Raw genomic sequence first — 23660 nt, forward strand, 5'->3', positions numbered from 1 at the left:
AATGGGCAAATTGATCGGGTATGCACGGGTATCGACGCGGGCTCAGGATGCTGACCGGCAGATCACCGACCTCCTCGGTGCCGGGGTGCGCCGCGATGACCTGTTCACGGACCAGGGAGTCAGTGGCGCCAGGGCCAGTCGGCCCGGATTCGACCAGGCCCTGGAAGCCCTGCAGGAGGGCGATACCCTGGTGATCACCACCCTGGACCGGCTGGGTCGATCCACCGCCAACATGCTGGATCTTTCCAAAGCGCTTCGGGAGCGCGGAATCGGACTGCGGGTGCTGAACCTGGGTGGCGGCGATGTGGACACCGGCACGCCGATGGGGTCGATGGTCTTCACCGTCATGGCGGCGCTGGCGCAGATGGAGCTGGAAATCAAGCGGGAGCGGATCACCGATTCGGTGTCCAAACGCCGGGCTGCGGGCAAGGATTTGGGTGGGCGGCGGGAACGGTTCACCAACAGCCAGATCGACAATGCCCGACGCCTGATCGACGGGGGTCAGCCGGCCACCCAGGTTGCTCGGGACATGGGCATGTCCCGAGCAACCCTGTACCGGCGCATCGCAGGGATCGAAGCACAACACTGGATCACTACCCAAGGCCAATGACTCTCACGGGGAACTCATCAGCTGCTTGCCGGATGGCCGCAGTCAAAGGAACGCCAGGTCTCTATCGGCGCATCGCACAGGCCGAATCACGCCAATGGCGGATGGCCCGGACCTAGCATCTCCAGCTACCCCGAGACTTCCGGGGAAGCCCTCATCGGGCCAGCCTGAAATTCTCAAGTCGAGGGCTAAACGCGCAATCCTGTTCCATTACTACTCATACCCCGACTTGGCCGCGTTCGGCAGTCGTGAGCAGGGAACGCAGGGCCATGTCAGAAATCCTTGTTAGCTGGAAGGCCGCAATCTACGGACTTGTCCTGGTGCTGCTGCGGAGCACCATGCCCGCGAATCATGGTTTGGCCAGATGCCGGTAGATGGTGGGACGGCTGACGCCGAATTCCTGGGCGATGTGCTCGACGGTATGGGCACGTTTCCCGTCGGCATCCTTTTCCTCATACATTTCCCTTGCCAGCTTGACCTGGCGGGGACCGAGCTTTGGTTTCTGCCCACCGGTCCGTCCGCGTGCCCGGGCGGCGGCCAGCCCGTCGCGGGTTCGTTCGGACATCAGCGCGTGTTCGAACTCGGCGATCGAGCCGATGATCTGGAAAAACATCCGTCCGGCGGGTGAGGAGGTGTCGATTCCCTGATCCAGGACCACCAGGTCGACGCCGCGCTCCTGCAGCGTCTTGGACAGGTCTATGAGGTTTTCCAGCGACCGCCCGAGCCGGTCCAGCTTCGTGACAACGAGCTGATCGCCGGACCTGTTGGCCGAGAGTAGCGCTTTGTCGAGTTCGGGTCTGCGGGCGAGTTTCCCCGAGGCGGTGTCGAGGAACACCTGCTCGCAGCCGGCCGCGCGCAGGGCGTCGTGTTGGGCTTCGGGGTGCTGGTCGCGGGTTGAGACTCGTCCGTATCCGATTCGCATGCCCAAAATGTATCACCAACCCGGTTGAGCGTTACATTGGCGCGTACACGGCAAGCGTTACAAAATCGGCCCCGAGATTCCGCGGGCCACGAACTCGGAGGAGGAGTGTCTCGCTAACGATCGTTTCCAGACGCGTGGAAAATTAGTGCTGGATCGTCTGCCAATTCTTGAGCCATTCCCAGAGATTGAAAGTGGCAGTCGCACTCCCCTTGGGTTCAGGGATGGCAGCCCACCACCACTAATGATAATGAGTATCATTAGTGGTAGTCTGTGAAGCGTGAACACTTCTCCTCGAACTGCGCTGGACTCGCCGCGCCCCGCAGCTCCTTCCCCGCAACTCCCGTCGCACAGGCCCGCCGTCTGGCGGCGGCACGGCACCACGGCAATGCTGTCCGTCGGCATCGTGCTGGTTATCCTGTTCTCCGCGAGCACCGGGCCGCTGGCCACTAGCCTGCTGGAATCGGCGAAGATCATCGCCGGGCACCTGGTTCCGGGCATGGCATGGATGAGAGACGGCTCCATCACCGTCTCTCAGGACCAAGCCGTCTGGAACTTCCGCCTGCCGCGCACGCTGCTGGCAGGCGTTGCCGGGGCCTCCCTGGCCCTGGCAGGTGCGTTGTTACAGACCAACGTCCGCAACCCGCTGGCCGAGCCCTACATCCTGGGCGTCTCGGCAGGCGCCGGGGTCGGCGCGGTGCTGGCCATCGTGGCGGGATCCACCGCCGTGGCCGGGCTCAGCCTGAACGCCGCGGCCTTCCTGGGTGCCGCCGGCGCCACGGTGCTGGTGTACCTGCTGGCGAAGCAGGGCGGGGTGATCGCACCCTCCCGGTTGATCCTGGCCGGCGTGGCTCTCGGCTCACTGCTGGCTGCAATCACCAACTTCCTGACCATCACCACCGAGGCGCAGAACGTCTACAGCGTGCTGTTCTTCCTGCTCGGCAGCGTTTCCGCTGCCAGCTACGCCCAGCTGGTGTTGCCCGGAATCGCACTGGCATTGGTAGCGACCTACGCGATGACCCGCTCCCGGGCACTGAACGCCATGCTGGCCGGGGACGAGACGGCGATCGCGCTGGGCGTGAACATTACCTCCATGCGCCGGACGCTGCTGCTGTCCACAGCCCTGCTGACCGCCACCACTGTGGCGGTGTGCGGCGGGATCGGCTTCGTGGGGCTGGTGGTCCCGCATGCGGTGCGCATGATCGTAGGCTCGGACCACCGCCGGATGCTGCCGCTGGTGATCCTCGGCGGCGCATTCTTCCTGATGCTCACCGACCTGCTGGCCCGCACCGTGGCCCAACCTGCTGAGATCCCGCTGGGCATCCTCACAGCTGCAGTCGGAGCCCCTTTCTTCCTCTGGCTCATGCGCACCTCCGGCGCCGGCGCGGCGGGGGTGAACCAGTGAACGTCTCCTTTGAAAACGTCAGCGTCGAGATCGGCGGCCGGAGGATCGTGGACAACGTGTCTCTGGCGGTTCCATCCGGCACGGTGCTGGGCATCCTTGGCCCCAACGGCTGCGGCAAGTCGACGCTGCTGCGCACCCTGTACCGCGCCCAAAAGCCCTCCTCGGGTGTCGTACGCGTGGGCGGGGACGATGTCAGGAACCTGGACGGACGCGAGGTGGCTCGGCGGATCGCCGTCATGGCTCAGGAGTCCACCCAGGAATTCCCGATCACGGTCCGGGAGATGGCGATGCTGGGCCGGGTGCCGCACCAGCGCGGCTTCGGCGCCGACTCGGCCGCGGACGTCGAGCTCGTCGACACAGCCCTTCGCGAGGTAGGTGCCGCACACCTGGCCACCCGCTACTTCACCGGGCTCTCGGGAGGGGAAAAGCAGCGTGTGCTGCTGGCCCGGACCCTGGTGCAGCAGACCCCGCTGCTGGTGCTTGACGAACCCACCAACCACCTAGACATCGCCTTCCAGCTCGAACTCATGTCCTTGGCCACTTCCCGCGGACTCACGGTGCTCACCGCCCTGCATGACATGAACCTGGTTACCGAATTCTGCGACCACGTGGCCCTGCTGCGGGGAGGGGAATTGCAGGCCATTGGCCGCCCGGACGAGGTGCTGGATGAAAACGCCATCCGCACCGGATTCGGCGTGGACTCGGCCCGGATCGAGCACCCGATCACCGGCAGGCCGCTGATCGCCGTCGCCCGACTCACCCCGGGGGCACTAGAACAAGCCATCCACCACACCGAACCACTCAAGGAACACGCATGAACAACAAATCCCTGTTTCTCATTTCCGGCCTGATACTGGGCGGCACGCTGCTGGCCGGCTGCGGCCAGTCCGTCTCCGCCTCCGCTCCGGCACCAGCCGCGGACTCCGCGAAGACCATTGAAAACTGCGGCCGTACGCTGGACTTTGCCGGAGTGCCGCAGCGCGCGGTGGCGATGACCCCTGGCCAGTCCGAGATGCTGGTGCGCCTGGGGCAGGCGGAGAAGGTCGTGGCCGAGGCCCAGACCAAAGGCGGGGCACTGATGCCGGAACTCGCGAACCTCGGCATCGCCACGCAGCTGACCGAACAGGGGCCGCCCTCGAGGGAGGTGCTGCTGGGCGTTGCCCCGGACCTGGTCTATGCGCCCACCAGCTACGAGTTCACCGCCGAGCAGGGTTTCGCAAGCATCGACCAGCTCGAGGCGGCAGGCGCGCAGTCCTACATTGCCACGGCCGGCTGCGCGGAGCGCCGCGGCACCGCCGAGGTGGCAGACCTGCTCACCGACATCGAAAACCTGGGCAAGGTCTTCGAAGCACCGGATCAGGCAGCGGCCCTGGCTGCCGAGGCAAGGGACGTGCTGGATGACGTCGCGCAGCGGGTCGCCACAGTCGAGAAGCCGTCCGTGGCCGAGCTCTTCGTTGAGGGCAACACCGTTTCGGCCATCGGTGCGGGCATCGAGTACAACATGATTGAGATCGCCGGGGGCGAGAACGTATTCAGCCCCGATGACAAGGCATTCGCCCAGTTCTTCTCCTCGGTCATTTCCCCCGAGACACTGGTGGCCAAGAATCCGGAGGTCATCGTGTTCACCACTCTTGATCAGGCCCACGAGAAGGCAACCCGCGATTTCCTGCACACTAGGTTCCCGCAGCTGGACGCCGTAAAGAACGACCGCCTGGTGGCCATCGACTCCAGCGACGTCATGCCGGGCTCCTGGGGCAACATCCATGCGGTGCAGCAGATCGCCCAGGGACTGCACCCCGAGGCGTTCTAGATTCCGCAGCACCACCCAAAATGCCTTCGGGGCCAACCAAGTGGCTGGCCCCGAAGGCATTCGCGTCTCCCAATGCTCCGATGCTCCCGATGCCGGTGCTAGGTGGGCTGGGCCTGGGGCGCGCGGTGCAGGTCCGCCAGCTCGACACGGCGGTCGCAACGGGCCAGCGTCGATTCCCGGTGCGAAATCGTCACGACGGTCATGTCCCCGGCCAGCTGCTCCACAGCATCAAGCAAAAGTGCTTCGGTGGCGGCGTCCAGGGATGCGGTGGTCTCATCCAACACCAGCACGCTGGGGTCCAATAGCAACGCCCTGGCCAGCGCCATGCGGGCACGCTCTCCTCCCGAAACACCGGCCCCGGCCTCGCCGATGACCGTGTGGACGCCCTCTGGCCAGCGCCCGGCCTCCAGCCGGAGCCCGGCACGTCCCAGGGCATCCAGGGCCAATCCCTCGGTGGCCCCGGGGACTGCCAGCTGCATGTTTTCCAACAAGGTCCCGTGGAAGATCGTGGCGTCCTGCTCCACCAGGGTTACCAGCGAGCGGAAGTCGTGGAGGTCAATGGAAGCCACGTCCACGGCCGCACCGATGCGCGGAACCAGCCCGATGCTGCCGGCATCCGGGGACCACAAGCGCACCAGAAGACGCGCCAGGGTGGTCTTTCCGGATCCCGAGCGGCCCGAGATGCCCAAGTGCTCCCCGGGGGCCACCGAAAGCCAGGTGGGTTCCAGCACCGGGGTGCCGTCGCCGTAGGAGAAACACGCGCCGCGCACCTCGATGCCCAGCGGTCCCGACGGGGCGAAGGCAAGCGTCGGGGCTGCGTTCGGGCCCTCGGCAGGCATGGCGATTCCCTCCAGCACCCGCGCCGCGCTGGCACGGTGGGGCTGTAATTGGGTGAGCACCGCAACGGCCTCCATCAGCGGGGAGAGCAGCGTGAGCGTTCCAGCGACCAGGGCCGGGATCCACAACCTATCCAGTCCGGGCTGGTTCCAGGCCGCGAGGAAGACGGCGACCACGATGCCCAGCGAGCAGAGTTCGCGCACGCTGGCGGCGGCGGCTTCACGTGACTTGAGCCGCCGTTCGGCCCGGGCCACGGTCCGCGTTGCCGCCGCGAGCTGCCACTGGACCTGTGCCTGTAGCCCGAACCCGAGGATTTCCCGGGAACCGGCGAGCAGGTCAACTGCCAAGGCAGACTGATCGGATTTGGCCCGCTGCACTTCCTCGCCCAGCCGGACGTTGGCGCGCTGCCAGGGAAGGGTGAGCAGCACCAAGGCTGCAAGTCCCACCACCAGCCCGGCGGCCAGCGCCACGTCGATCCGCAGCAGCACCGCGGTTCCACCCAGCAACAGCACCACGGCCGAGGCCAACTGGGTCAGTGTGTGTGCGTAGAAGAACTCGAGCTTTTCCGTGTCCCCCATGGCGGTGGCTGCGAGCCGCCCGGTGTGCTGTCCGGCTTTGCGCGAAGGCACCCCGCGGGAAAACCCGTCAAAGAGCGCCATGCGCAACGCCGCGAGCACCCGGTATGCAATCGAGTGCGACAAATCCATCTCATGCCAGGTGAGCACCGCGCGCAGCAGCACCGCCACTGCGGCGGCGATCCACCATCGTGTGGACGCCAGCTGCCCCTCGACAAGGGCCAGTGTGACCGCATAGGACCCGGCCACCGCCAGGAAGACCAGGGCCAGGTTGTTCGCCAGGCCCACCACCCCTGTCCAGGCCAAGGCCAGGCGATGGGCGGACAGGTGCGGAAGGAGACCCCACAGGGGATCGTCCCGACGCCACGTCGTGTCGGTGTTCTGCGGGTTCATGGTCCCTCCGGGGATATGGTCGTGACGGTTTCGCTCAGGGTGCCCTCGCGCAGATGCAGTACGGTATCGGCGGCGTCCAGGGCCTCGGTGCGGTGGGCGATCATCACCACGATGCGGTGTCGGGCCTCGGCGCGCAGTGAATCCATGAGCTTGCCGGCCAGCCCCGGGTTCAGCGCCGAGGTGGGTTCATCGAGCAGCAGTACCGGGCGGTCGGCCAGGATGGCGCGGGCGACGGCGAGGCGCTGGAGCTGGCCGCCGGAGAGCGAGTGTCCGGCCTCGGCCAAGACGGTGTCCAACCCAAGAGGCCAGGACTCGAGCTCGGTGCCCAGCCCTGCCGAGGCCAGTGCGTTGCGCATCGTCTCGTCGTACACCCCGGGCCGCACCGCGGCAAGGTTTGCCCGGATGGTGCCGGGGAACAGGTAGCTGTGCTGGGAAACCACGCTCACGTCATCCGGTTGCAGGGGCCGCCCGTCCAGCAGGCATTGGCCCTCGGCGGGCAGAAACCCGAGCATGATGTCGAAGAGCGTGCTTTTCCCTGCGCCCGAGGGACCGGCCAGGGCAGTGATCCCGCCGCGGCGAATGCTGGCGGTGGCCCCGTGCATCACCCAGGGAGATTCGGGTCCGTAGCGGAAGGACACGTTCTCTAGCGTCAGGGTGTGGCCGTGGCGCCGCCGATCACCGGCCGCGGCGCCGTTCGCCGCTGCGGCATCGGCCCGGGGCTCGGAGGGTGTTGCACCCTCGGCGCCGATCGCCGCATCGATGCTACCCAGGGCGGAGATGCCCAGGTATCCGGAGTGCCACTGGCGGGCCAGGTCGCGGACGGGCCTAAAGACCTCCGAGGCGAGCATGAGCGTGAAAAAGGTGAGGGCCGGGGAGGTGCCGAGCCCCGCGGGCAGCACCCCGAGGACATCCAGGGCGGTCAGTGCCGCGGCGGCCAGCAAGCCGGCCTGGATCCCGAGGTCGGCCAGTGCGGTGTCGGCCAGCGACACCCGCATGGTGGCTACGGTGGCGCGGTGCAGCGCCTCGGAACGTTCGTCCAGCCGGGCCCGGAAGCGCGGGAGTGCATCGAGGATCTTCAGCGTGCGCATGCCCTGCAGCGCCTCAAGGAAGTCGGCACTCAACGCCTCGTAGGAATCCCAGTGCATGGCGCCGCGCCGGGCCAGGAGCCGGCCCCACAGCCGCGGGGCACCCACTGCAACCACGACGGCGGCCAGCAGCGCCGCAGCGAGCATCGGGTTAAGTATTGCCACTGCGGCCAGCAGGATCGGGCACAGGATCTGCAGCTGCAGTGCATGCGGGATGTAGGCGGTGACGTATGGTTCCACGCCGTCGGCCCCCTCGCTCAGGGCCAGGCGGCGCGCCCCGCTGCGCTCGGTGTTGTCACGCAAGCGCTCCGGACGCAGTAGCGCCGCGGCCAGGGTGGCGCGCAATTCCAGGCGCACCGCGGTGCCCAGTCCGCTAGCCAGCCGGGTCTGGACTTGCTGCAGTGCAGCCCGCAGCAGCCCGCAGCCGAACACGGCCAGCAGGTCCCGAACCACCTGCGCCGCTGAGTGCCCCTGGCCGGGCAGCAGCCCGGCCAGCGCGCCGGCCAGGAACCATGCCTGCACCCAATAGCTGGCGGAGCCCAGGCACACGATGGCGGTGAGCGCGTTCAGTCTCCGGTTGTGGCCGCGGGTCAGGGCCTTCAGGCGCTTATTGACCAACATGGGTGTTTCCTTCCGATCTCTGTGCCCGGAAACCGAGCGCGTGCAGCGTGATGAACCCGTCCCGGGTCCCAGTCCAGCCGGCTACTGGCCGGAAAGTGTGTTCCCGGCCGGTAGCCAGGGAAGAATAGAGCAGGTGCGCGGCGGCACCGGCGGCCCACCACATGGCCGCTTCGTCGGGTGCCGCGCGGGTGCGAAGGAGCAGTATCCCGTCCAACGAGTGGACCCATTCCTGTCCCGCGCATTCAAGGTGCAACCCCCTTTTGGCAATGTCTTCCTGGCCAAGGACCACGACGTCGCACCCGGCAGGTGCCGGCAGCGGGAAGGCTCCCAACAGCCGTCGCCACACGCCCCAAGGTACCCGGCGCACCGGGTGCGCGAGATTGGAAATCGGCGAGTGAATCGGCAAGCTACGCCGACGCAACAGCTCAACCGTCCCGAGCACCGCCCCTGGCGTCAGGTCGTATGCGTGCTCGGGGTGGCGGAGCCCCGGTCCGGCTGCCCAGTGCTCCACCGAAGCAACGGTGCGTGGTTGCCGCTGCGGGCATGGCTGCGGCCGACCGGCAGGCCCCGCGGCAGCCATGCCCCACTGGGCCAGGCTCGGCAGTTCATCCCCGGCGCCAACAGCCAGGGCAGTCAAGGCCAGCTCCGGTGCGGTGTCCGGCCAGCGCCCTTGCCACGCGGCGTAGTCCGGCAGCCTGGCGACGGCAGCCAGGGTTGCTGGGTCGGCAGTGAGCCACCGGCTCTTCAGCCCGCGGGAGGCCGCATGGCGGGACACACCCAGAAGCGCATAGGCGGTGTCAGCCAGCAGCAGCGGTAAGGCACGGTGGTGGTATCTGGCCGCGGTGCGCTGCGGCAGCACGCTGAAAACGAGGATGGCGCCGGCCATGGCGGGCGCGGCAGCGGTGCGGCGGTGCGTGGTGGAATCCTCCGCGTTGTAGGCGTGGATTCCCGGCGGCACGTCGCAGCCGGTGCCGCAGAGCAGATGCACCTGTACCGGATAACACGCCCCGGCCGAAGGGATCGCTCGTTGCGGGATGGTCCCCGGTGCCCCGGTGGCGGGATTCGTGTGCACACCGCGGGCTCTCCAGAGCGTGTCGAGAACCTCGGCGATCGGCACCGAGGCGTCGGCAACCGCGTGGTTTGCGCCAGCGGGGGTACCCCAGGTGTTCTGGCGGGGTCCTGGGTGCGTCATGGATCCCGGCATGTGCTCGGACCAGGCGGCGGTGAATTCCCGGCCGTGGTGCGGATTGCTATCGGGTGTCATGGTTCCTACATGTGTGGTGGCGGGGCGAGGGTGAAATCCCCCGGGGCTACCGGCGGCACGTCCCGCCAGCCGCGGGACACGGCGGCTCCGGCGACGCGCGGACACCCCAGGTAGGCGAAGGCCGCAGGGGCGTTGGGCACCAGACCGCCGACCACGACCCGCACCACGCTCAAGCCGGTCAGGGCAACGTCCTCGGTGGTCAGTTCTCGGGTGTAGACCTGGTGCCCGGCCCGGGCCAGGCTCCGGTGGACTTCCTCCATGGGCACGCCAGCCACTGTCTCGATGTCCACCAGCCCGCCGGCCGGTGCCCTGAAGCGCTCGGCCAGGGCATGCATCTGCGGGTCCAGCCACACCTGCACGTGGGCCCCGAGGTCCCGGACGGCTTCGAACTGCTCGCCGGCGTCTTGCAGGTAGCGACGGTCCGCCCGGTGTTCCAGGTAGAGGCCGCGGGCCATGAGCCCGGCCTCGACCGCCTGGAAGACCCAGCCGTCCGCGTCGGTGGTGCCCTGGGTGTAGATCCACGTGTGGACCGCCTCCAACACCGCCTTGCGGGCGGCGTCGGCCGGGTCGTTTTTGCAGGAGAATCCTGCGGCATAGAGCCCGGTGTCCGGGTCGTAGACCAGTGCGGCCATGGCCGGGGCGAATTCGCTGGGCATTTCCACTACCCAGTATTGAAGTCGGCAGCCTTCCATGTCCTGGGCCAGCCCGGGGATCGAGTCGGTGCGGATACCCCGGGTGGGGCCATCGAGATGCCACCACAATTCCAGGGCGTCGCGTTCCACGGTTTCCAGCAGGGCTCGGTCCCGCGCGTCGGCGAAGCCCTGCCCGGTGGCGATTCCGGCGTAATTCAGGTGGTGGATTCTTGGCAGCGCGGCGAAGCGCCGTTGCCGCCAGTTCAGGTAGACCAGGCTGGCGGGCAGCCAGACCTCTTGCCCGTCGACGTGTCGGCGGCAGGAGGTCCAGAGCGTTTCGGTGTCCTCGTCCAGGGTCCGGTACGGAAAGTCGGGGCGTCCCAGCTGCCAGGGGGCAAATCGGGGCAGCTCGTGCAGCGGGACGATACGGTGCCCGGCGGCCCTTGCTTGCCGGGCGTTGCCGATGAAGTGCTCGGTATCGGGGACGTCCGCCGGGATGAAGTTTCCGCAGTAGCGTTCCATGCCCTCGGCCACCGCCGCAATCCAGGCCTGGCGTTCATCGCCGAAGGTGGTGCCCAGAGACACGCGGTCGGCGGGCCAGTCGCCCAGCCAGCGGGCGTCGGAGACCTCGGCGGTCATGGAGGTGTAGGCGGGCGGTGCGTGCTCGGGGGTGAGCACCGAGCGGACCCGGCGGATGATCCCGGTGTGTTCATCCACCAGGGTATGCAGCGGTAATAGGCCAAGGTGTTCGGCTGTGGTCATGGGGATAATTCGCATTCTGCTGGGACGGGTGAATTGGTCGTGGCACGCAGCCGCGTTCGGTCGGACGGTTCCCAGGGATCGATGTCGTCGCGGAACGGGTTGAATTCACGGGTGAACGGGAGAACCTCGGAACGGTCAAGGAATTCCTGGATCCGTGCCATGAGTCCTCCGTGGCGGCGCAGCGAGGATGCGGACCCTGGCTCCAGATCGGCGGTGAGCCGGTGTCCCCACGGGCCGGTGAGAAAGCCGCTGTTTCCCGTTGCCCAGGCCTCGGCCAGCTCGAGGGCCTCGTGGGCAAAGAAATCCCGGTGCCCGGAAACCACCAACAGAGCCGTTTGGCAATTTCCATAGCGGGTGCCAAGATCCAGTTTTGGCGCCTTCCACAGCCTGTCCCATTGGCCGGGGGCGTCCGCCCCGTAGATCTTCTCGGGCATCGCGTGGGCCAACCCGCGTTCCCTGGCCTCGTGGCACCGGCGTTCAAGGTCGGGACTGGCCAGCGGCGCCCGCGATTCGGCAGCGAAACCGTGCATGTGCCACCAGCCGATCCGGTCGCGCAGGCGCGGAGACCCGTCCGGGTTCCTGGCGGTCTCAAAGAGTCCAAGGGCAGGGACCAGGGCGACCACGGCGGCGGCGCGCAACTGGTTCCCGTCGATTTCGAGGCGGCGGGCAGTCTCCAATGCGCAATGGGCATCATAGGAGGCACCGGCCAAGAACAACGGCCCGTTCAGCAGTCCCTCGCGCTCCAGGAATCGCGCGGTTTCCGCACCGTCCTGGCCCTCGGTCGCGTAGGGCCGCCACGTTCCGGTGGAACCGTAACGGCCGCGTACATCCTGGACGAGCACGTCATGGCCTTGGGCCTGCCATGCGCCTGCCTGGGCCCGATATTGCCGCCGATCATACGGCGTGCGGATCAACACCGTTCCCCGGGCCGTGTCGTGGACGGAGCGATGGTGGTCGCCAGCCAGCACGGTGCCGTCACCCAGTGCGATGTTCAGTCTCTGGGGTGAGGTGCGGGATCTGGGATTCATCGCCGTCGACCGGGATTTTCTGCCGGTTCGGCAAATCCGAGGACCGGATGTTGGCTGCTGCACAGCGTCCGGGTGTCGAGCCGCCAGAGGTTGCGCCGCAGTGCGGCAAGCTCGTCCGTGTCGTATTGCCATGCGGCGACCATGGACCGGATCCGTGCGCCAAGGAATTGGGTGGCAAGTGCGGGTAGGCCTTCGAGGGTTCCATCAGCGGGCCGTGCGGTCCCAAGCCAAACGTCCAGTTCTTCAGCGGCAACCGAGGCAGCCAGCCGGCGGCGCAGCACCTGTGAACCACTTGGGTCACCCGGGGCTAGTGCGAGTGGATCCACAAAGAGGATCTCTCCCTCGCGGTAGCACCGCAGCACGGCGGTGCCGCTGTCCGGCAGCGCGTCCAGGAGGCTACGCTCCGCCGGGGTGGTTGCCACCTGGACAACCAGGCCATGCGCCGCCACCGGTGTTCCACCGTCGTCGATGTCCTGAATGTCGAGCCCAGTCAGAGCAGTGTGGACAGACTCCCACCCGATCGTAGGGCACAGCACGGCGAGGCGTTCTCTCCCGGGGTGCGGACGCATTCTCTGGACTGCGCGGGCTTCCAGCTGTTGGCCTATTTGGCCGCGAATGGGATCCAGCATGCGCGCCGGTGCCCCGGTGGGCGTCTGCACGCGTAGGAATGTGCCGTCGGAGGAACGCACCGTGGTGTGTCCACGGAGTTCGAAATCATCTATGGCCGGGCTACTCATGGGTCCTTTCAAAATGTTGGCTCGCGGGCGCGGCACTGCGGGGTGGATGCCAGACATCCACCCCGCAGTCGAGAATGGGCGACTAGTCGAACGGGTTCTCGACGAGCGCGTTCGAGTGGGTGGCCGACAGGTGGGCCAACTGCTCGGTCTCTTCTACTTCTGCAAGTACCACGGTGTTTTCCATGGGGTTTCCTTTCGTAGGTGTTGTCATTGCCGTTCTGGCAACAAGAAGACTGTATACTTAATGAGAATCATTCTCAACTAATGCGTCATGGAGGTTCCATGAAACACGAAATGCTTGTCGTGGCGGACCAGCGGGCCCGAACGGTTGGCTTCATCGATCCCGCGACCCAAGAGATCACCGGCTGGATCCCCGGCGTGGTCCTGGCCGAACACGCCGGGATCCTGCCACTGGGCAACGGACGGTGCGCCTGGATTGACAATGCGGGCGGATCGCTCATCGTCATGGATCCCTTCGCCGCCACGGACACGGATCCCGCGGCGGCGATTGAACACCGAATTTCCGTAGCCATCCCGGGAGAGCACCTGGCCTGCGACCCCGCGGGCCGGTTCATTGCCGTCAGCACTGGCCTTGGGCAATCCTGGGAGCCGTGGAGTGACCTGCTCAGCGTCGTGGACCTGCGGGCAGCAGCGGGCCCATACTCCCGCCGGATCCGCACCCGCTCCGGCGAACCCGGCGTTGTGGTGGCAGCAACCCCTGACGGACCGCGCGCGGTCCTGCGGCACCGCGAACCCGGAGCCATCGAATCCATCTCCATCGATGCCATCCTCACCGACGGCGTACATTGCCCGCAGCTGCGCGGCGGGATCCACGAAGCGGTCGGCACCGAAGGCCACGGAGACGCCTATGATCCGGCAACGGGCACCCTGTTCGTGGCCACCGAGCGCGGCCTTGAGTGCTTCGACGTGCGTGGGCGGGTCCCCGTTCCACTGCCGATGCGTCCCTGGGAAGCGGCGGGCCGCGCCTACTTCCTGCGCCATTGCCCCCGGCGGCGCTTACTGGTTGCCGTGCTGCGCGAAGGCGGGGAGCACCCGAGCCGGTGGGATACCTGGGGCAATACGCTGTGGGTCCATAACATCGACGCCAATACCTCGCGCAGCGCACCACTGGGCGACGGGATGATCTTCCGCTTTGCCCTGACCGGCACCGCCATTGCCGTGGCCCGGATCCACCCGGATGGGGACGACCTGCGCGTCTATGACGCCGAAACCCTGCAGGAGCGCGGCCGATGGAGCCTGCCGCCGATGGACCAGGCGCCGCGTCGCGGTGCCGAACCATGGGACAACGCCGATCGCCGGGCAATCGCGGCTTCGGGCAGCGACGAATGGGTCGCGGTGACCCGGGGCGGGCACGGCGAGGTGCATCTGGTGGACACCGGGGTTCCCGGATCTGCGTTGGTCACCATGGAGGTTCCGACGCCGCTGAACGACGGCGGCCACCTGGCTTGGCTCAAACGCGCAACCACCGGTCCCGGCGACACGGTGGGACGATGATCCGGACCATGGCCGCGAAGAAGGGAAACGGCGTGGCTCCGGCCTCGTTGGACCTGAAGGAAAAGCCCCCGCTCCACGAGTACTTCCGGACCCAATTGCTGCATTGGGATTCCACACCACGCCAAGGCATGCCACAGGTCGCCGGCAGCAACGCCGTCTACACCTGGCGCAGCCCCGAGGAGGAATTCCCCGCGCTGTACCGCGTATCCGATGACTGGCTACGCCGGAGTCTGGCCCCGGGCAACCCGCCCGAACCCCCACCGGCCGGCTCCGCGCTTCCGGTGCCCGCGAACCGGGTGGTGCGCGGATTCGCCCTCGATCCCTCCGGCATGCAGGTCGCCGCCCTGCTCGGTCCGGCGGACGGCGAACTGGCCGAGATTTGGTTGCTCGCGGCGGGCACGGCGCCCGTGCCTCTGCCCGGCCCCCAATCCTGGCATGCCGCCCCGGTGTGGGCCCCGGATGGAACGTCGCTCTGGGTACTTTCCGGGAAACCCCCGGAACAAGCCATCTGGCGCTGCGCAATTGGCGCAAACGGTCCCACCGGGCCACCGGAGCCGTTTCCGTTCCCCGAGGAACTCGGAACCCCGGGCGCCGGGGAAAGGATGAGCCTGCGAATCACAGACGGATCGTTGCAGTTCACGGTGCGCATCCCCGGTCACAGATCGCGGCGCTGGATACACCGGGACGGTGGCTGGATCGGAATTACGGGTCCAGACCCGCTTCCGGTGGACGTCCCGGGGCACAAGGTTTTGGCCAGATTAAGTGGCCCGCACGGAATCGTGTTGGCCACCGAGGGGCCCGCCGGCACCGAGGTGACACGGGACGGGACAACGCTGTGGAAGCTGGAGGCAGCCGAGCAACTCACCGCACTGTCTCTCAGCACGCATCCGGACGGCGGCGCGCTGTGGGTCCAGAGCGCTTCCCCGGAACGTCCCTCGGGCGTCGTTTGCCTGGAGCTCCAGGCGGTGGCCGATGCCGCCACTCAGCAACCGCCGGGCAGGGACTCCGCCGCTTTCACGCACCATCGGCTGCTGGTCCCCGCCCGCGACGGAGTGGAGATCCCCGTGATCGTCTCGGCACGGACCTGCGACATTTCCAAGGAGCGCCCCGCATCTCCGCGGCCGCTGCTGCTTTCTTGCTACGGGGGCTTCGGGGTTGTGCACCGCACCGAGCCAGAACCCAGCGTGGCCGCGTGGATTGCCGCCGGCGGCATCCATGTGGCAGCTCAGGTACGCGGGGGCGGGGAACTGGGCCCGCAATGGCACGAGGCCGGACGAGGGGCCAACAAGTTGCGTGCCATCCACGACCTGATCGATGTGGCCCGCCACCTGGTGGTTCAGGGCTGGACGACGGTAGAGGGCCTCGCCGCCGTGGGTGCCTCCCATGGCGGCTTGGTGGTCAGTGCCTCCGCGTTGATGGAGCCCGGCGCCTTCGGCCGGGTGATTGTGGTGGCACCTTTGCTGGATACCGTCGATCTGCAGCGGCACGGGTTGGGATCCCAATGGCTCCACGAATTCGGGGCCGATGGGGGAACCACCGGGCAGCAACGCGCCACCTATTCCCCTCTCCATCTCCTGGCCGCACTGGATTCGACCGACGGGCTTCCACCCATACTGTGCTGCGTGCTCGGCAATGACGAACGGGTCGACAACACTGCAGCGGAGGAATTCGTCGCCGGGATCCGGTGCCGCGGCGGCGGTGCCTGGCTGCACAGGGAGCATGGCGGCGGTCATGCACAACGGGCCTCTGGCAGCCTGCTGGATTTCTCTGCCACCGTACTCTCGTTCGCGGCTGACCATCGGCACTGGCCGATTCGGGGTTAGTCAACGAAACCTAGCAGGCAATCCCGGCGACACGTCTATCTCCACGCCGCCGTCGAAAGTTTGGAGGTGATGCGCATCTTGACCGCCGTTCTGGCCCACGCAAATGGTCGCGCTCGAGGAATGCCATACCCCTCACGAATTTGGATCGCAACCCCATGGCCCTGATCTGTTTTCGGTCCCTCTCGCCTCTGGGATGGGAACTTATCACCCTCACCGGCGATTACACCTGGCCACGCACCAACAGGATCAAGCCCGGCAAATACAGGCGGCAGCGACGCGCATCTAAAGCTTAGCGTCGGATATTTCACTTTTTCACAAGCCACCCCTTCTTTGGCGTAGATATCAGAACCAAGTCGCTACTTCGATGATATATTCATCTCCAATAGCCTCCCTAAGCCTATTTTGGAGAACGAGCGCTGCCGCTTGCTGTCGCTCGGCTTGATTTTCCGAGGGCCATCCTGATACCGGATCAAAATTTTCAAGAAACACCTGATTCCAATTGCGAAGTTCTTCCACCAGATGCTTGGGAATCATCGGGAGTTCGCCGCCTTCAACAAAGGTGCTAGAGCCTGGGAGTGAGATCGGAGTGATCTCAGAAAATTGAGGCGTTATAACTAGTCTTTGCTTCATTTCATCGATCGGCCGGGAAACCAACCGGCCAGTAACATAGCCGGCGACTGCCGGTAAGCCGAACAAGACGGCAGACCGCACCCACAGCGGATGGATGAATACTGGTTTGATCAGCACCAGTAAACAACCGCCGGTCATGAGCAGCACAACGAGCACAGCCCCACCACGTGACAAGGCAAACTCCTTGCGATTCCCCGAACCAGCTGCGTGAAATCCCGCGGAGCTGAATCCGAGAATGAAAGTTGTAAGCACTGCCCCAACCGCGGCCATAAAAACGAGGGGATTCATGAGCTGTTAGTTTCCTACCCGGAGACTATCTCGTCCGTGACCTGCGCGCGAGCCGCAAAGAAAATGCTCCCAGAAGTATGACCAAGACGCTACCTCCCGCAAGGATCAGACTATTGAACCCGGTCTTGGCCAGTTCATCCTGGACGTGTTGTTCTGCCGGCTGTTTCTTCGCCACTGGTTCTGGTTCGTGCTTTGTGCGCTGGGCAACGGCCTTGACCACTGTTGCCGCTGGATTGCTGTCCGACTTGGTCGGTACTTCCTGCCCCGGTGTGGTGTTCAAAGATTCTGCATCGGTAGTCGGCGTGGCTTTTGGTTCTTCGCTCGGTGTGCCTAGATAACGGTTCATGAAGTCTTCAAACCATTCGGAAGCATCGGCATAGTATTCACGAAATGACTCAATGATTAGTTTCAACTCTTCAGGCGATTCAGCTGTGTCGAATGCAAAGGAAAGCGAGAGCTCAAGCAAGTGGCGGCCCTCGTCAGTGACAAAGTAAGCGTTCCACTGCTCCTCGTCCCACTCTTCGCTGCCTTCGGGTGAAAGGCGTTCAATCTCCTCGTAGAACTTCCGCTCCTCATCGGAGAGTTCAAAACCTTCATCCTCATCGATGTAATCCCAGTAATCCTGCTGGTACTCGTTGTACAGACGGTCAAACTCCTTGCCTTCCTCAGTTTTGTAAAAGGCTTCCCACTGGGATTCATCCCAATACTCACTGCCTTCGGGAATGAGGCTTTCGATTTTTTCCCACAGTTCGCGCTCCTTATCAGACACGTCGTCTTCCCACTGAGGGTAAGTAGCTTCTAACTCTTCGAGCAAGCGATTGTATTCAATACCTTCATCTGACTGCCAGAATTCTTCCCATTGCGCATCGCTCCAGTCGTCAGCGTCTTCAGGAGCGTTGTTCTCAAGCTTCTCGATAATAACTTGCTGCTCTTTGGTCAGCCCCCCGTCGATGTATCCGAAGGATTTGAGCTTGTTTTGTCGCGGAGTTTCCAGAAGTTGGGGAGCTTCGGGTACTGAAGTTTCAACCGGCGCTTGGGCAGGGGGTTCTGTCTGTGTGCTGCCGGTAGCATCTTGAGAAGAGTCTGAGGTTGGGTCCGGCGAGGTTTGCTCTGGTGCAGGCTCTGCTGAAGGAGCTGTGGTTGGCTCAACCGTCTCTAGTGTCTCGCCCGGTAGAACGGTTTCAGTCTGGGACTGCGATTCACTGGGATTTTCAGCCGGTCGCTGCTGATTGCTATTCGCCTCTTCGATGCGTGGAGCAGGCTGGTTGCTCTCTGCCGTTTCATCTAGCAGTGGGGTGTGAGAGGGGTCCGCGGATTGCGTGGGCGCGCTTGTCTGGAACGTGTGTTGCGGCTCGTGTGTATCTGGCTGAGGTGCTGCGCTTTGCACGGCGATGAGAGTCGGCGCTGTGTTCTTGGTTTCTACGGCTTGTGCCGGGGCGGCAGCAATGAGCAGTCCGGAAGCAAGGGTTGCGGAGATGAGTACTCCAGTGACGCGAGGAGGCATGTGGTTCCTGGTTCTATGCAGAAAATATCGGTGCGTCGGATGGAATTCGTAACCGTCACGACGGGTCAGAGGAGGTCTCCAAGGCCTGCCACGCATTCGGTGAATGCATGTAAAACATCAATTTAGCGTACTTATTGAGGACTGCAAAGCCCCTCATCGCCGGGCACGATGAGCGGATGATGACCGGTGACCGACCGTTGCCGGCCATTGGCGGATAGCGGACCAGATGTCTACCGAATGTCTCGCTCTGAAAATGCCCTGTACGTCAGGATCGAGTGAGACTAGATAGTTCGAAACTCCTGAAGCTGAAATAGAACGACGCTCGTTGCCTACAAAATCCTCCAGCAAACTGGCTGCATAATATCCGGGATGGTCCCATGCTCTTGGGTCGGTTAACGCCCGGATTCGTAAGGCGGTGCAGGCTGAACTGCTCCCCAGATGTTGGTTGCTGGTTTCTCAGTCCAACTTCTGGGGAGTAGTTCATTTTTGAGTGGGGGCCTTTCAGGACAGGTGGCGGTTCAACCATCCCCATAGCGGAACACTTATATGATGACCATCCCCATGATCAGCATCGGCCAACTATTGAGCCCTGCCTATAGCGTATGTCGATAGTGAGTCGAAGAGAATAAATTTCGAAAATTAATCTTATATGACGGAGGCAAGTATTTTCCTTACATGGCCCTCGGCGTAGGAGCCTGTCAGTTTGTTTGTGTAAGTCCCTAGTCACATACGTTATTTAGGGCTTCTTAGCATTTACGTCAAATAAGGCTCAATACGCTCCGGGTAAGCCATCGTCAACTGCTGCAATGCTTGCTTCCAGCCACCGGTCCCAGCGCCTTCAAGCAGATGCGACCCGGTGCCCGACCTTGGGGGCACGGCCATTCTTCGCTCCACACCCTCTGCCACATACGGATCACCGCCGGATACCGTTCTTCCCACTCCTTCTTGAGGTCCGCAAAGCGGTCCTCCGCTTCAGGGAGCGTCGCAGCGTGGTAGACCAGCTTCAGTCCGGTAGAGATTGCTGGCCAGTCAGCTTTGGACGCGTACTTGAACGAATGACGCATCAGATGCACCACGCAGGTCTGCACTACCGTTTCAGGCCACACAGCCGCCACGGAATCAGGCAGACCCTGCAGTCCGTCGCAGACCACCATGAGCACGTCTTCGGTGCCACGATTCTTGATTTCGGCAAGCACTTGCAGCCAGTACTTCGCTCCTTCCCCGCCGTCTGTAGCCCACAACCCCAAGATGTCTCGGTTGCCTTCGGTGGCCACTGCCAGCGCGACGTAGATCGGACGGTTGGCAACCTGGCTGTCACGGATTTGGACGTGGATCGCATCAATGAACACCACCGGGTAGATGAACTGCTCCCCAAATGTTGGACTGAGAAATCAGTAACCACATCTGGGGAGCTTTTCAATGCGCGCAAGAAGCACATTATCCGAGCAACAACGAGAACGACTAGTCGACCTCTTCGAGCAAGGCTTAGGTTATAAAGCAGCCTCAACTGAACTACGAGTGAAGCCAGAACCTGTTCGCCGTCTTTATCGAAGCTGGCAGCTTCATGGCAGGCTATGTCTTATGGAAAAACGCACGAAAGCCGTCTATTCATTTGAGATCAAGAAGGAAATCGTTGACCGGCATGCGACCGGCGAAACGAGGATGGATCTTGCGAAAGAGTTTAATCTCAGCTCACAAAAGTTGGTTGGGAAATGGGCTAAGCAACATCGTGAGGGTGGCGATGAAGCGCTGATGCTCAAAACTCAGGGCAGGCCCAAAGGCTCCGAAAAACCAGTGGTCTTGAGTGAAGAAGACAAATTACGTCGCGAACTCAAGCGTGTTCAAGCGGAAAACGCATACCTAAAAAAATTGCGGGACTTGAGGAACCAGGGGCACGCCTGAAAACGCTGGCGATCGCAACCCTCAAGTCGGACCACGATCTAGCTGACCTGCTCCAAGTAGCAGGGCTGGCCAGATCAACGTATTTCTACCATGCGCAACGACTTACCGAACCTGACAGGCACCAGAAGCTCAAAGAAGAAATCCAAGCAATCTTCACCGAAAGCAAACATCGGTTCGGTTACCGCCGCGTGCGAGTCGAGCTGGTGAAGATGGGTTGGAAGGTGTCGAAGAAACTGGTCTGGAAGCTGATGGATCAGCTGAACCTGAAATCCAAGGTGCGGATACGACGCAAGTACTCCTCCTACAAAGGGAAAACCAGTCATATCGCGGAGAATCTACTCAAACGTCAGTTCCAAACCAGGGTGGCGAACACCAAGTGGGTCAGTGACGTGACTGAGTTCCGGGTAGCTGGCAGAAAACTGTATCTGTCACCGATCATGGATTTGTTTGATCACTGCATCATCAGCCATACGATCTCGACTTCGCCGACAACAGCATTTACCAGTGCCAGCCTGGCCGAGGCCTTCGAATCGCAGAGACCGGCATCTGGATTGCTGGTGCACACGGACCAAGGATTTCAATATCAGCATTCGTCGTGGCGTCAATTGCTCACGAAGCACGGTGCGGTGCAATCCATGTCTCGCAAGGGTAATGTTTCGATAACTCGGTGATGGAAAATTTCTTTGGTCACCTGAAATCGGAGATGTATCACGGTGAGCACTTTGCCACCGTTGCCGATCTGACCAGGGAAATCAATGAGTATATTGACTGGTATAACCACGTCCGGTGCCAAGAACGACTGCAGGGCATGGCACCGATTGAATATCGGTGCCATGCCCTGGCAGCTTGACCCGTCTAGACTTTAATTACCTTGTCCAACTTTCGGGGACCAGTTCAAGACAGGGTCCAGAGGGCGGCTTTGCCATTCGCTCGTTGCCTTCAAAACCTTGTCGGCAATGGTAGAAATGGTTCTCTTGGGCGGTCCAGCCCGGATCCTCTTTTAGGTCCCAAACTTTGCGCCATAGCTCTACAGTTTCTTGGCCCAGGAATTCAAACGCTCGTGGACCGGTGGTATGAGCGTCACCCAGATGTGGATCTAGTTCATTGATCGCCAGGGTAGGATGCGTTGCTTCATGTGGCTGTAAAGGGGCGGCCAAGCATCATCGAGACGGTGCCCTCCCTGAGAGGGCGGCGACCACCGATCATTTCGACGGTCTAAATATCGCGGGCCTTCTCCTCGTCAATCTCATTCAGACTGGCCACCAGTGGCCCGAAGTCGAAGTGATTCGAAGGCACCGTCGCAGGAGAGAGCGTCGTGGCCTGCCCACCTAGCGCACGGATATGAAGTTCGTCGTCGGGCCTCGCGTCGGCCAGGATCATTGGCACCACACCACGCGCGGATAGCACCGCCAGCAGCCGGTATCGCACGGTGGCGCCCCCGGTAGGCTTCCGGGCAGAAAAGTGCTGCTAATCTAGGCCGCGCATTGCCTGATGCGCGACTTGTGCTCGGGCTGGAACCTGTCATTTGCGGGTGGCTGACGTATCTGCTGCGAGTCGCCGAGAGGCCGGAAAATTCTAGAAGTCACGACCTGCGTGCGGTAATTAGGAGATATTAATCTAGTGATATTCAAGTTCACCGTAAGCTATTGCTTTCAACGCCACATCCATGATTGTCAGTAACTTCTTATAAACATGTATGGATGCACTTAATAAGTGCTGAATATCGGGTTGTTCTGAATGGAATCCTCTGTGCCTTCTGGTGGGTGAGAGTTTTTGATCGACGCGTTTTTAGGTTACGTCTCCATTACTTAATTAGGTTAGCCTCATATAAGGTTATGAATCGTGGTCGCTCAGACCACAACGTAATACTTACGCGAAAGGTGACGCAGTGGGACTTCCCTCGATTCCGGGATATCGACTACCGGACGGACAGTTGCCGGAACCACGAGTGACTTGGAAGGCGGACGCACAACGTGCGGTCTTGCTAATTCATGACATGCAACGCTACTTTGTCGAGGCTTTCGACCATGAGGATCCACAGTCGCAAATCCGAGTGGCAATGAAGAATATTCTTGCTCTTCGTGATGCTGCTGATGACGCTGGGGTGCCAGTGGTATATACGGCTCAGCCGCCGAACCAAACGCCAGCAGATCGCGCACTCCTCACCGACTTTTGGGGTACAGGACTAACCGACGACGGTCGCGAAGAGATTGTCCAGGAGCTAGCACCACGAGCTGGCGATTTGGTTCTCAGCAAATGGCGTTACAGTGCATTCGCCAGGACCGACCTCCAGGAATGGATGCGACAAGCCGGGCGAGATCAATTGCTCATCACCGGTGTCTACGCGCATATCGGTTGCCTGACAACCGCCCTAGACGCATTCATGCGTGATATTCAGCCGTTTTTTGTTGCTGATGCACAAGCGGATTTTTCCTTGGAAGAACACCAAATGGCTATCAACTATGGCTACGGACGTTGCGCCTCTGTGGTCAACTCAGTATCAGTTCTCAAGCAGATTCAAGCCACATTGGTTGCGGCTCGATGAGCGACTTGGTCGCTAGACCGCTGATTGTAGTCACTGGAGCGGCCGGCGGTATAGGAAGTGCGGTGGCCACAAAGCTGAGGGATTCAGGCTACTCTGTGCTTGCCACTGACCGCACCGGTGACGATGTATTGAGCGCCGATATTAGTTCAACCGGAGGGATTAGAGAACTCGAAGCCGCCATCGAGAACCGGATTGAACGTGGACAGATTCTGGAAGGCCTGGTCAATGTGGCCGGCGTACTTCACTCGGGGAAACTTTTCGACCTTCAGTTGGAGCAGTGGGAGCACATGCAGTCGGTAAACACGACATCTGTGCTCCGAATTACACAGCTAGTAGCACGCCTCATGATCAACCAGCGAGACAGGGACCCCGGAAACAGCCGCAGTATCGTGACCGTCAGCTCCAACGCAGGACGTACTCCGCGCTACGCAATGGCTGGATATTGCGCCTCCAAGGCGGCCGCAACGATGCTGACTCGTTGTTTTTCGTTGGAACTTGCTGCCCACGGTATCCGCGCCAACGTTGTAAGCCCAGGCTCCACACGGACCGCCATGCTGATAGGAATGAACGGTGAAGCCGAAATGGACCGGGCATCGGTAGCAGGAAATCCGGCTCAATTCAGGAACGGCATCCCGCTCGGCCGGATTGCCGTTCCAGAAGATATCGCCGATACGGTGGCCTTCCTCTTATCGGGGAATGCCAAGCACTTGACCGGAATTGAACTGACAGTCGATGGTGGAGCAACTCTTTCCTAGACCCGCTGCAGTTTCACGAATCA

General features: G+C 62.9%; 19 protein-coding genes and 2 pseudogenes. 9 read left to right on the forward strand and 12 right to left on the reverse strand.

The features are described 5' to 3' along the window. Window position 1: 1 nt before the first annotated feature. The gene (locus CIK76_RS15055) at window positions 2–610 is read left to right on the forward strand and encodes a recombinase family protein (RefSeq protein ID WP_096287906.1); all 609 of its coding nucleotides are present in this window, start codon (window positions 2–4) and stop codon (window positions 608–610) included. Between the two features lie 346 nt (window positions 611–956). Here CIK76_RS15055 and CIK76_RS15060 read toward each other — a convergent pair whose 3' ends face one another. Further along, window positions 957–1529, reverse strand: a complete 573-nt coding sequence (locus CIK76_RS15060; RefSeq protein WP_096287908.1) for a recombinase family protein — start codon at window positions 1527–1529, stop codon at window positions 957–959. A gap of 277 nt (window positions 1530–1806) precedes the next feature. Here CIK76_RS15060 and CIK76_RS15065 point away from each other — a divergent pair, with 277 nt between their 5' ends. Genes CIK76_RS15065 through CIK76_RS15075 form a run of 3 tightly spaced genes read left to right on the forward strand, consistent with a single transcriptional unit; the run spans window position 1807 to window position 4741 of the window. After that, window positions 1807–2931 (forward strand): iron ABC transporter permease, encoded by a 1125-nt coding sequence (locus CIK76_RS15065; protein WP_255248500.1) that lies wholly within the window; start codon window positions 1807–1809, stop codon window positions 2929–2931. Next, window positions 2928–3749 carry an ABC transporter ATP-binding protein gene (locus tag CIK76_RS15070; protein WP_096287913.1) on the forward strand — a complete coding sequence of 274 codons (822 nt, stop codon included), beginning with the start codon at window positions 2928–2930 and terminating at the stop codon, window positions 3747–3749. Before CIK76_RS15065 ends, CIK76_RS15070 begins: the two co-directional genes overlap by 4 nt. Further along, window positions 3746–4741: an ABC transporter substrate-binding protein gene (locus tag CIK76_RS15075; protein ID WP_096287915.1), complete on the forward strand. Its 996-nt coding sequence runs from the start codon at window positions 3746–3748 to the stop codon at window positions 4739–4741. Before CIK76_RS15070 ends, CIK76_RS15075 begins: the two co-directional genes overlap by 4 nt. Window positions 4742–4839: 98 nt before the next feature. Here the strand turns inward: CIK76_RS15075 and CIK76_RS15080 are convergent, their stop codons facing one another. From CIK76_RS15080 to amiA, 7 genes are all read right to left on the reverse strand, one after another. After that, a complete protein-coding gene (locus tag CIK76_RS15080) occupies window positions 4840–6546 on the reverse strand; it encodes an ABC transporter ATP-binding protein (protein WP_096287917.1) in 1707 nt (568 codons plus the stop codon). After that, a complete protein-coding gene (locus tag CIK76_RS15085) occupies window positions 6543–8252 on the reverse strand; it encodes an ATP-binding cassette domain-containing protein (protein ID WP_096287919.1) in 1710 nt (569 codons plus the stop codon). Before CIK76_RS15085 ends, CIK76_RS15080 begins: the two co-directional genes overlap by 4 nt. Beyond that, window positions 8239–9516, reverse strand: a complete 1278-nt coding sequence (locus tag CIK76_RS15090) for a hypothetical protein (protein ID WP_096287921.1) — start codon at window positions 9514–9516, stop codon at window positions 8239–8241. Before CIK76_RS15090 ends, CIK76_RS15085 begins: the two co-directional genes overlap by 14 nt. Window positions 9517–9521: 5 nt before the next feature. Continuing rightward, window positions 9522–10910: a YcaO-like family protein gene (locus tag CIK76_RS15095; RefSeq protein WP_096287923.1), complete on the reverse strand. Its 1389-nt coding sequence runs from the start codon at window positions 10908–10910 to the stop codon at window positions 9522–9524. Next, window positions 10907–11938 carry a CocE/NonD family hydrolase gene (locus tag CIK76_RS15100; RefSeq protein ID WP_176484243.1) on the reverse strand — a complete coding sequence of 344 codons (1032 nt, stop codon included), beginning with the start codon at window positions 11936–11938 and terminating at the stop codon, window positions 10907–10909. The genes CIK76_RS15095 and CIK76_RS15100 overlap by 4 nt, the downstream gene beginning before the upstream one ends. Next, window positions 11935–12675 carry a hypothetical protein gene (locus CIK76_RS19455; protein WP_176484244.1) on the reverse strand — a complete coding sequence of 247 codons (741 nt, stop codon included), beginning with the start codon at window positions 12673–12675 and terminating at the stop codon, window positions 11935–11937. Before CIK76_RS19455 ends, CIK76_RS15100 begins: the two co-directional genes overlap by 4 nt. Window positions 12676–12757: 82 nt before the next feature. Then, complete coding sequence (gene amiA, locus CIK76_RS19895) at window positions 12758–12859, reverse strand: streptamidine family RiPP (RefSeq protein ID WP_243400284.1); 102 nt, start codon at window positions 12857–12859, stop codon at window positions 12758–12760. A gap of 98 nt (window positions 12860–12957) precedes the next feature. Between amiA and CIK76_RS19460 the strand changes: the two genes are divergently transcribed. Together CIK76_RS19460 and CIK76_RS15110 are read left to right on the forward strand one after the other, a co-directional pair. Continuing rightward, window positions 12958–14190 carry a hypothetical protein gene (locus tag CIK76_RS19460; protein WP_176484245.1) on the forward strand — a complete coding sequence of 411 codons (1233 nt, stop codon included), beginning with the start codon at window positions 12958–12960 and terminating at the stop codon, window positions 14188–14190. 8 nt (window positions 14191–14198) lie between these two features. After that, window positions 14199–16013 carry a prolyl oligopeptidase family serine peptidase gene (locus CIK76_RS15110; RefSeq protein ID WP_176484246.1) on the forward strand — a complete coding sequence of 605 codons (1815 nt, stop codon included), beginning with the start codon at window positions 14199–14201 and terminating at the stop codon, window positions 16011–16013. A gap of 342 nt (window positions 16014–16355) precedes the next feature. Here the strand turns inward: CIK76_RS15110 and CIK76_RS15115 are convergent, their stop codons facing one another. The 3 genes and pseudogenes from CIK76_RS15115 to CIK76_RS15125 all read right to left on the reverse strand — a co-directional run. Next, window positions 16356–16931, reverse strand: a complete 576-nt coding sequence (locus CIK76_RS15115) for a hypothetical protein (RefSeq protein WP_096287931.1) — start codon at window positions 16929–16931, stop codon at window positions 16356–16358. Between the two features lie 25 nt (window positions 16932–16956). Further along, window positions 16957–18435 (reverse strand): hypothetical protein, encoded by a 1479-nt coding sequence (locus CIK76_RS15120; RefSeq protein ID WP_096287933.1) that lies wholly within the window; start codon window positions 18433–18435, stop codon window positions 16957–16959. Window positions 18436–19229: 794 nt separating this feature from the next. Then, window positions 19230–19796, reverse strand: a pseudogene (locus tag CIK76_RS15125) (transposase); the annotation flags it as partial. Between the two features lie 211 nt (window positions 19797–20007). On the opposite strand from CIK76_RS15125, the pseudogene CIK76_RS19900 reads away from it, so the two are divergent. After that, a pseudogene (locus CIK76_RS19900) lies at window positions 20008–21187 on the forward strand (IS3 family transposase); the annotation flags it as partial. A 365-nt stretch (window positions 21188–21552) separates the two neighbouring features. Here CIK76_RS19900 and CIK76_RS15135 read toward each other — a convergent pair. Beyond that, complete coding sequence (locus tag CIK76_RS15135; protein WP_096287935.1) at window positions 21553–21765, reverse strand: hypothetical protein; 213 nt, start codon at window positions 21763–21765, stop codon at window positions 21553–21555. Window positions 21766–22285: 520 nt separating this feature from the next. Here CIK76_RS15135 and CIK76_RS15140 point away from each other — a divergent pair. Then, complete coding sequence (locus CIK76_RS15140; protein WP_255248501.1) at window positions 22286–22882, forward strand: isochorismatase family protein; 597 nt, start codon at window positions 22286–22288, stop codon at window positions 22880–22882. Beyond that, window positions 22879–23637: an SDR family oxidoreductase gene (locus CIK76_RS15145; protein WP_096287939.1), complete on the forward strand. Its 759-nt coding sequence runs from the start codon at window positions 22879–22881 to the stop codon at window positions 23635–23637. The genes CIK76_RS15140 and CIK76_RS15145 overlap by 4 nt, the downstream gene beginning before the upstream one ends. Window positions 23638–23660 lie beyond the last annotated feature (23 nt).

Source organism: Glutamicibacter sp. BW80, from assembly GCF_002332385.1.
GTDB lineage: Bacteria > Actinomycetota > Actinomycetes > Actinomycetales > Micrococcaceae > Glutamicibacter.

Bases quoted from the DNA above. Each gene is read 5' to 3' on its own strand.
- CIK76_RS15080 (WP_096287917.1), bottom strand. From the start codon at position 6,546: ATGAACCCGCAGAACACCGACACGACGTGGCGTCGGGACGATCCCCTG.
- CIK76_RS19460 (WP_176484245.1), top strand. From the start codon at position 12,958: ATGAAACACGAAATGCTTGTCGTGGCGGACCAGCGGGCCCGAACGGTT.
- CIK76_RS15095 (WP_096287923.1), bottom strand. From the start codon at position 10,910: ATGACCACAGCCGAACACCTTGGCCTATTACCGCTGCATACCCTGGTG.
- CIK76_RS15100 (WP_176484243.1), bottom strand. From the start codon at position 11,938: ATGAATCCCAGATCCCGCACCTCACCCCAGAGACTGAACATCGCACTG.
- CIK76_RS15060 (WP_096287908.1), bottom strand. From the start codon at position 1,529: ATGCGAATCGGATACGGACGAGTCTCAACCCGCGACCAGCACCCCGAA.
- CIK76_RS15085 (WP_096287919.1), bottom strand. From the start codon at position 8,252: ATGTTGGTCAATAAGCGCCTGAAGGCCCTGACCCGCGGCCACAACCGG.
- CIK76_RS15115 (WP_096287931.1), bottom strand. From the start codon at position 16,931: ATGAATCCCCTCGTTTTTATGGCCGCGGTTGGGGCAGTGCTTACAACT.
- CIK76_RS15055 (WP_096287906.1), top strand. From the start codon at position 2: ATGGGCAAATTGATCGGGTATGCACGGGTATCGACGCGGGCTCAGGAT.
- CIK76_RS15145 (WP_096287939.1), top strand. From the start codon at position 22,879: ATGAGCGACTTGGTCGCTAGACCGCTGATTGTAGTCACTGGAGCGGCC.
- CIK76_RS15110 (WP_176484246.1), top strand. From the start codon at position 14,199: ATGGCCGCGAAGAAGGGAAACGGCGTGGCTCCGGCCTCGTTGGACCTG.
- amiA (WP_243400284.1), bottom strand. From the start codon at position 12,859: ATGGAAAACACCGTGGTACTTGCAGAAGTAGAAGAGACCGAGCAGTTG.
- CIK76_RS19455 (WP_176484244.1), bottom strand. From the start codon at position 12,675: ATGAGTAGCCCGGCCATAGATGATTTCGAACTCCGTGGACACACCACG.
- CIK76_RS15075 (WP_096287915.1), top strand. From the start codon at position 3,746: ATGAACAACAAATCCCTGTTTCTCATTTCCGGCCTGATACTGGGCGGC.
- CIK76_RS15090 (WP_096287921.1), bottom strand. From the start codon at position 9,516: ATGACACCCGATAGCAATCCGCACCACGGCCGGGAATTCACCGCCGCC.
- CIK76_RS15120 (WP_096287933.1), bottom strand. From the start codon at position 18,435: ATGCCTCCTCGCGTCACTGGAGTACTCATCTCCGCAACCCTTGCTTCC.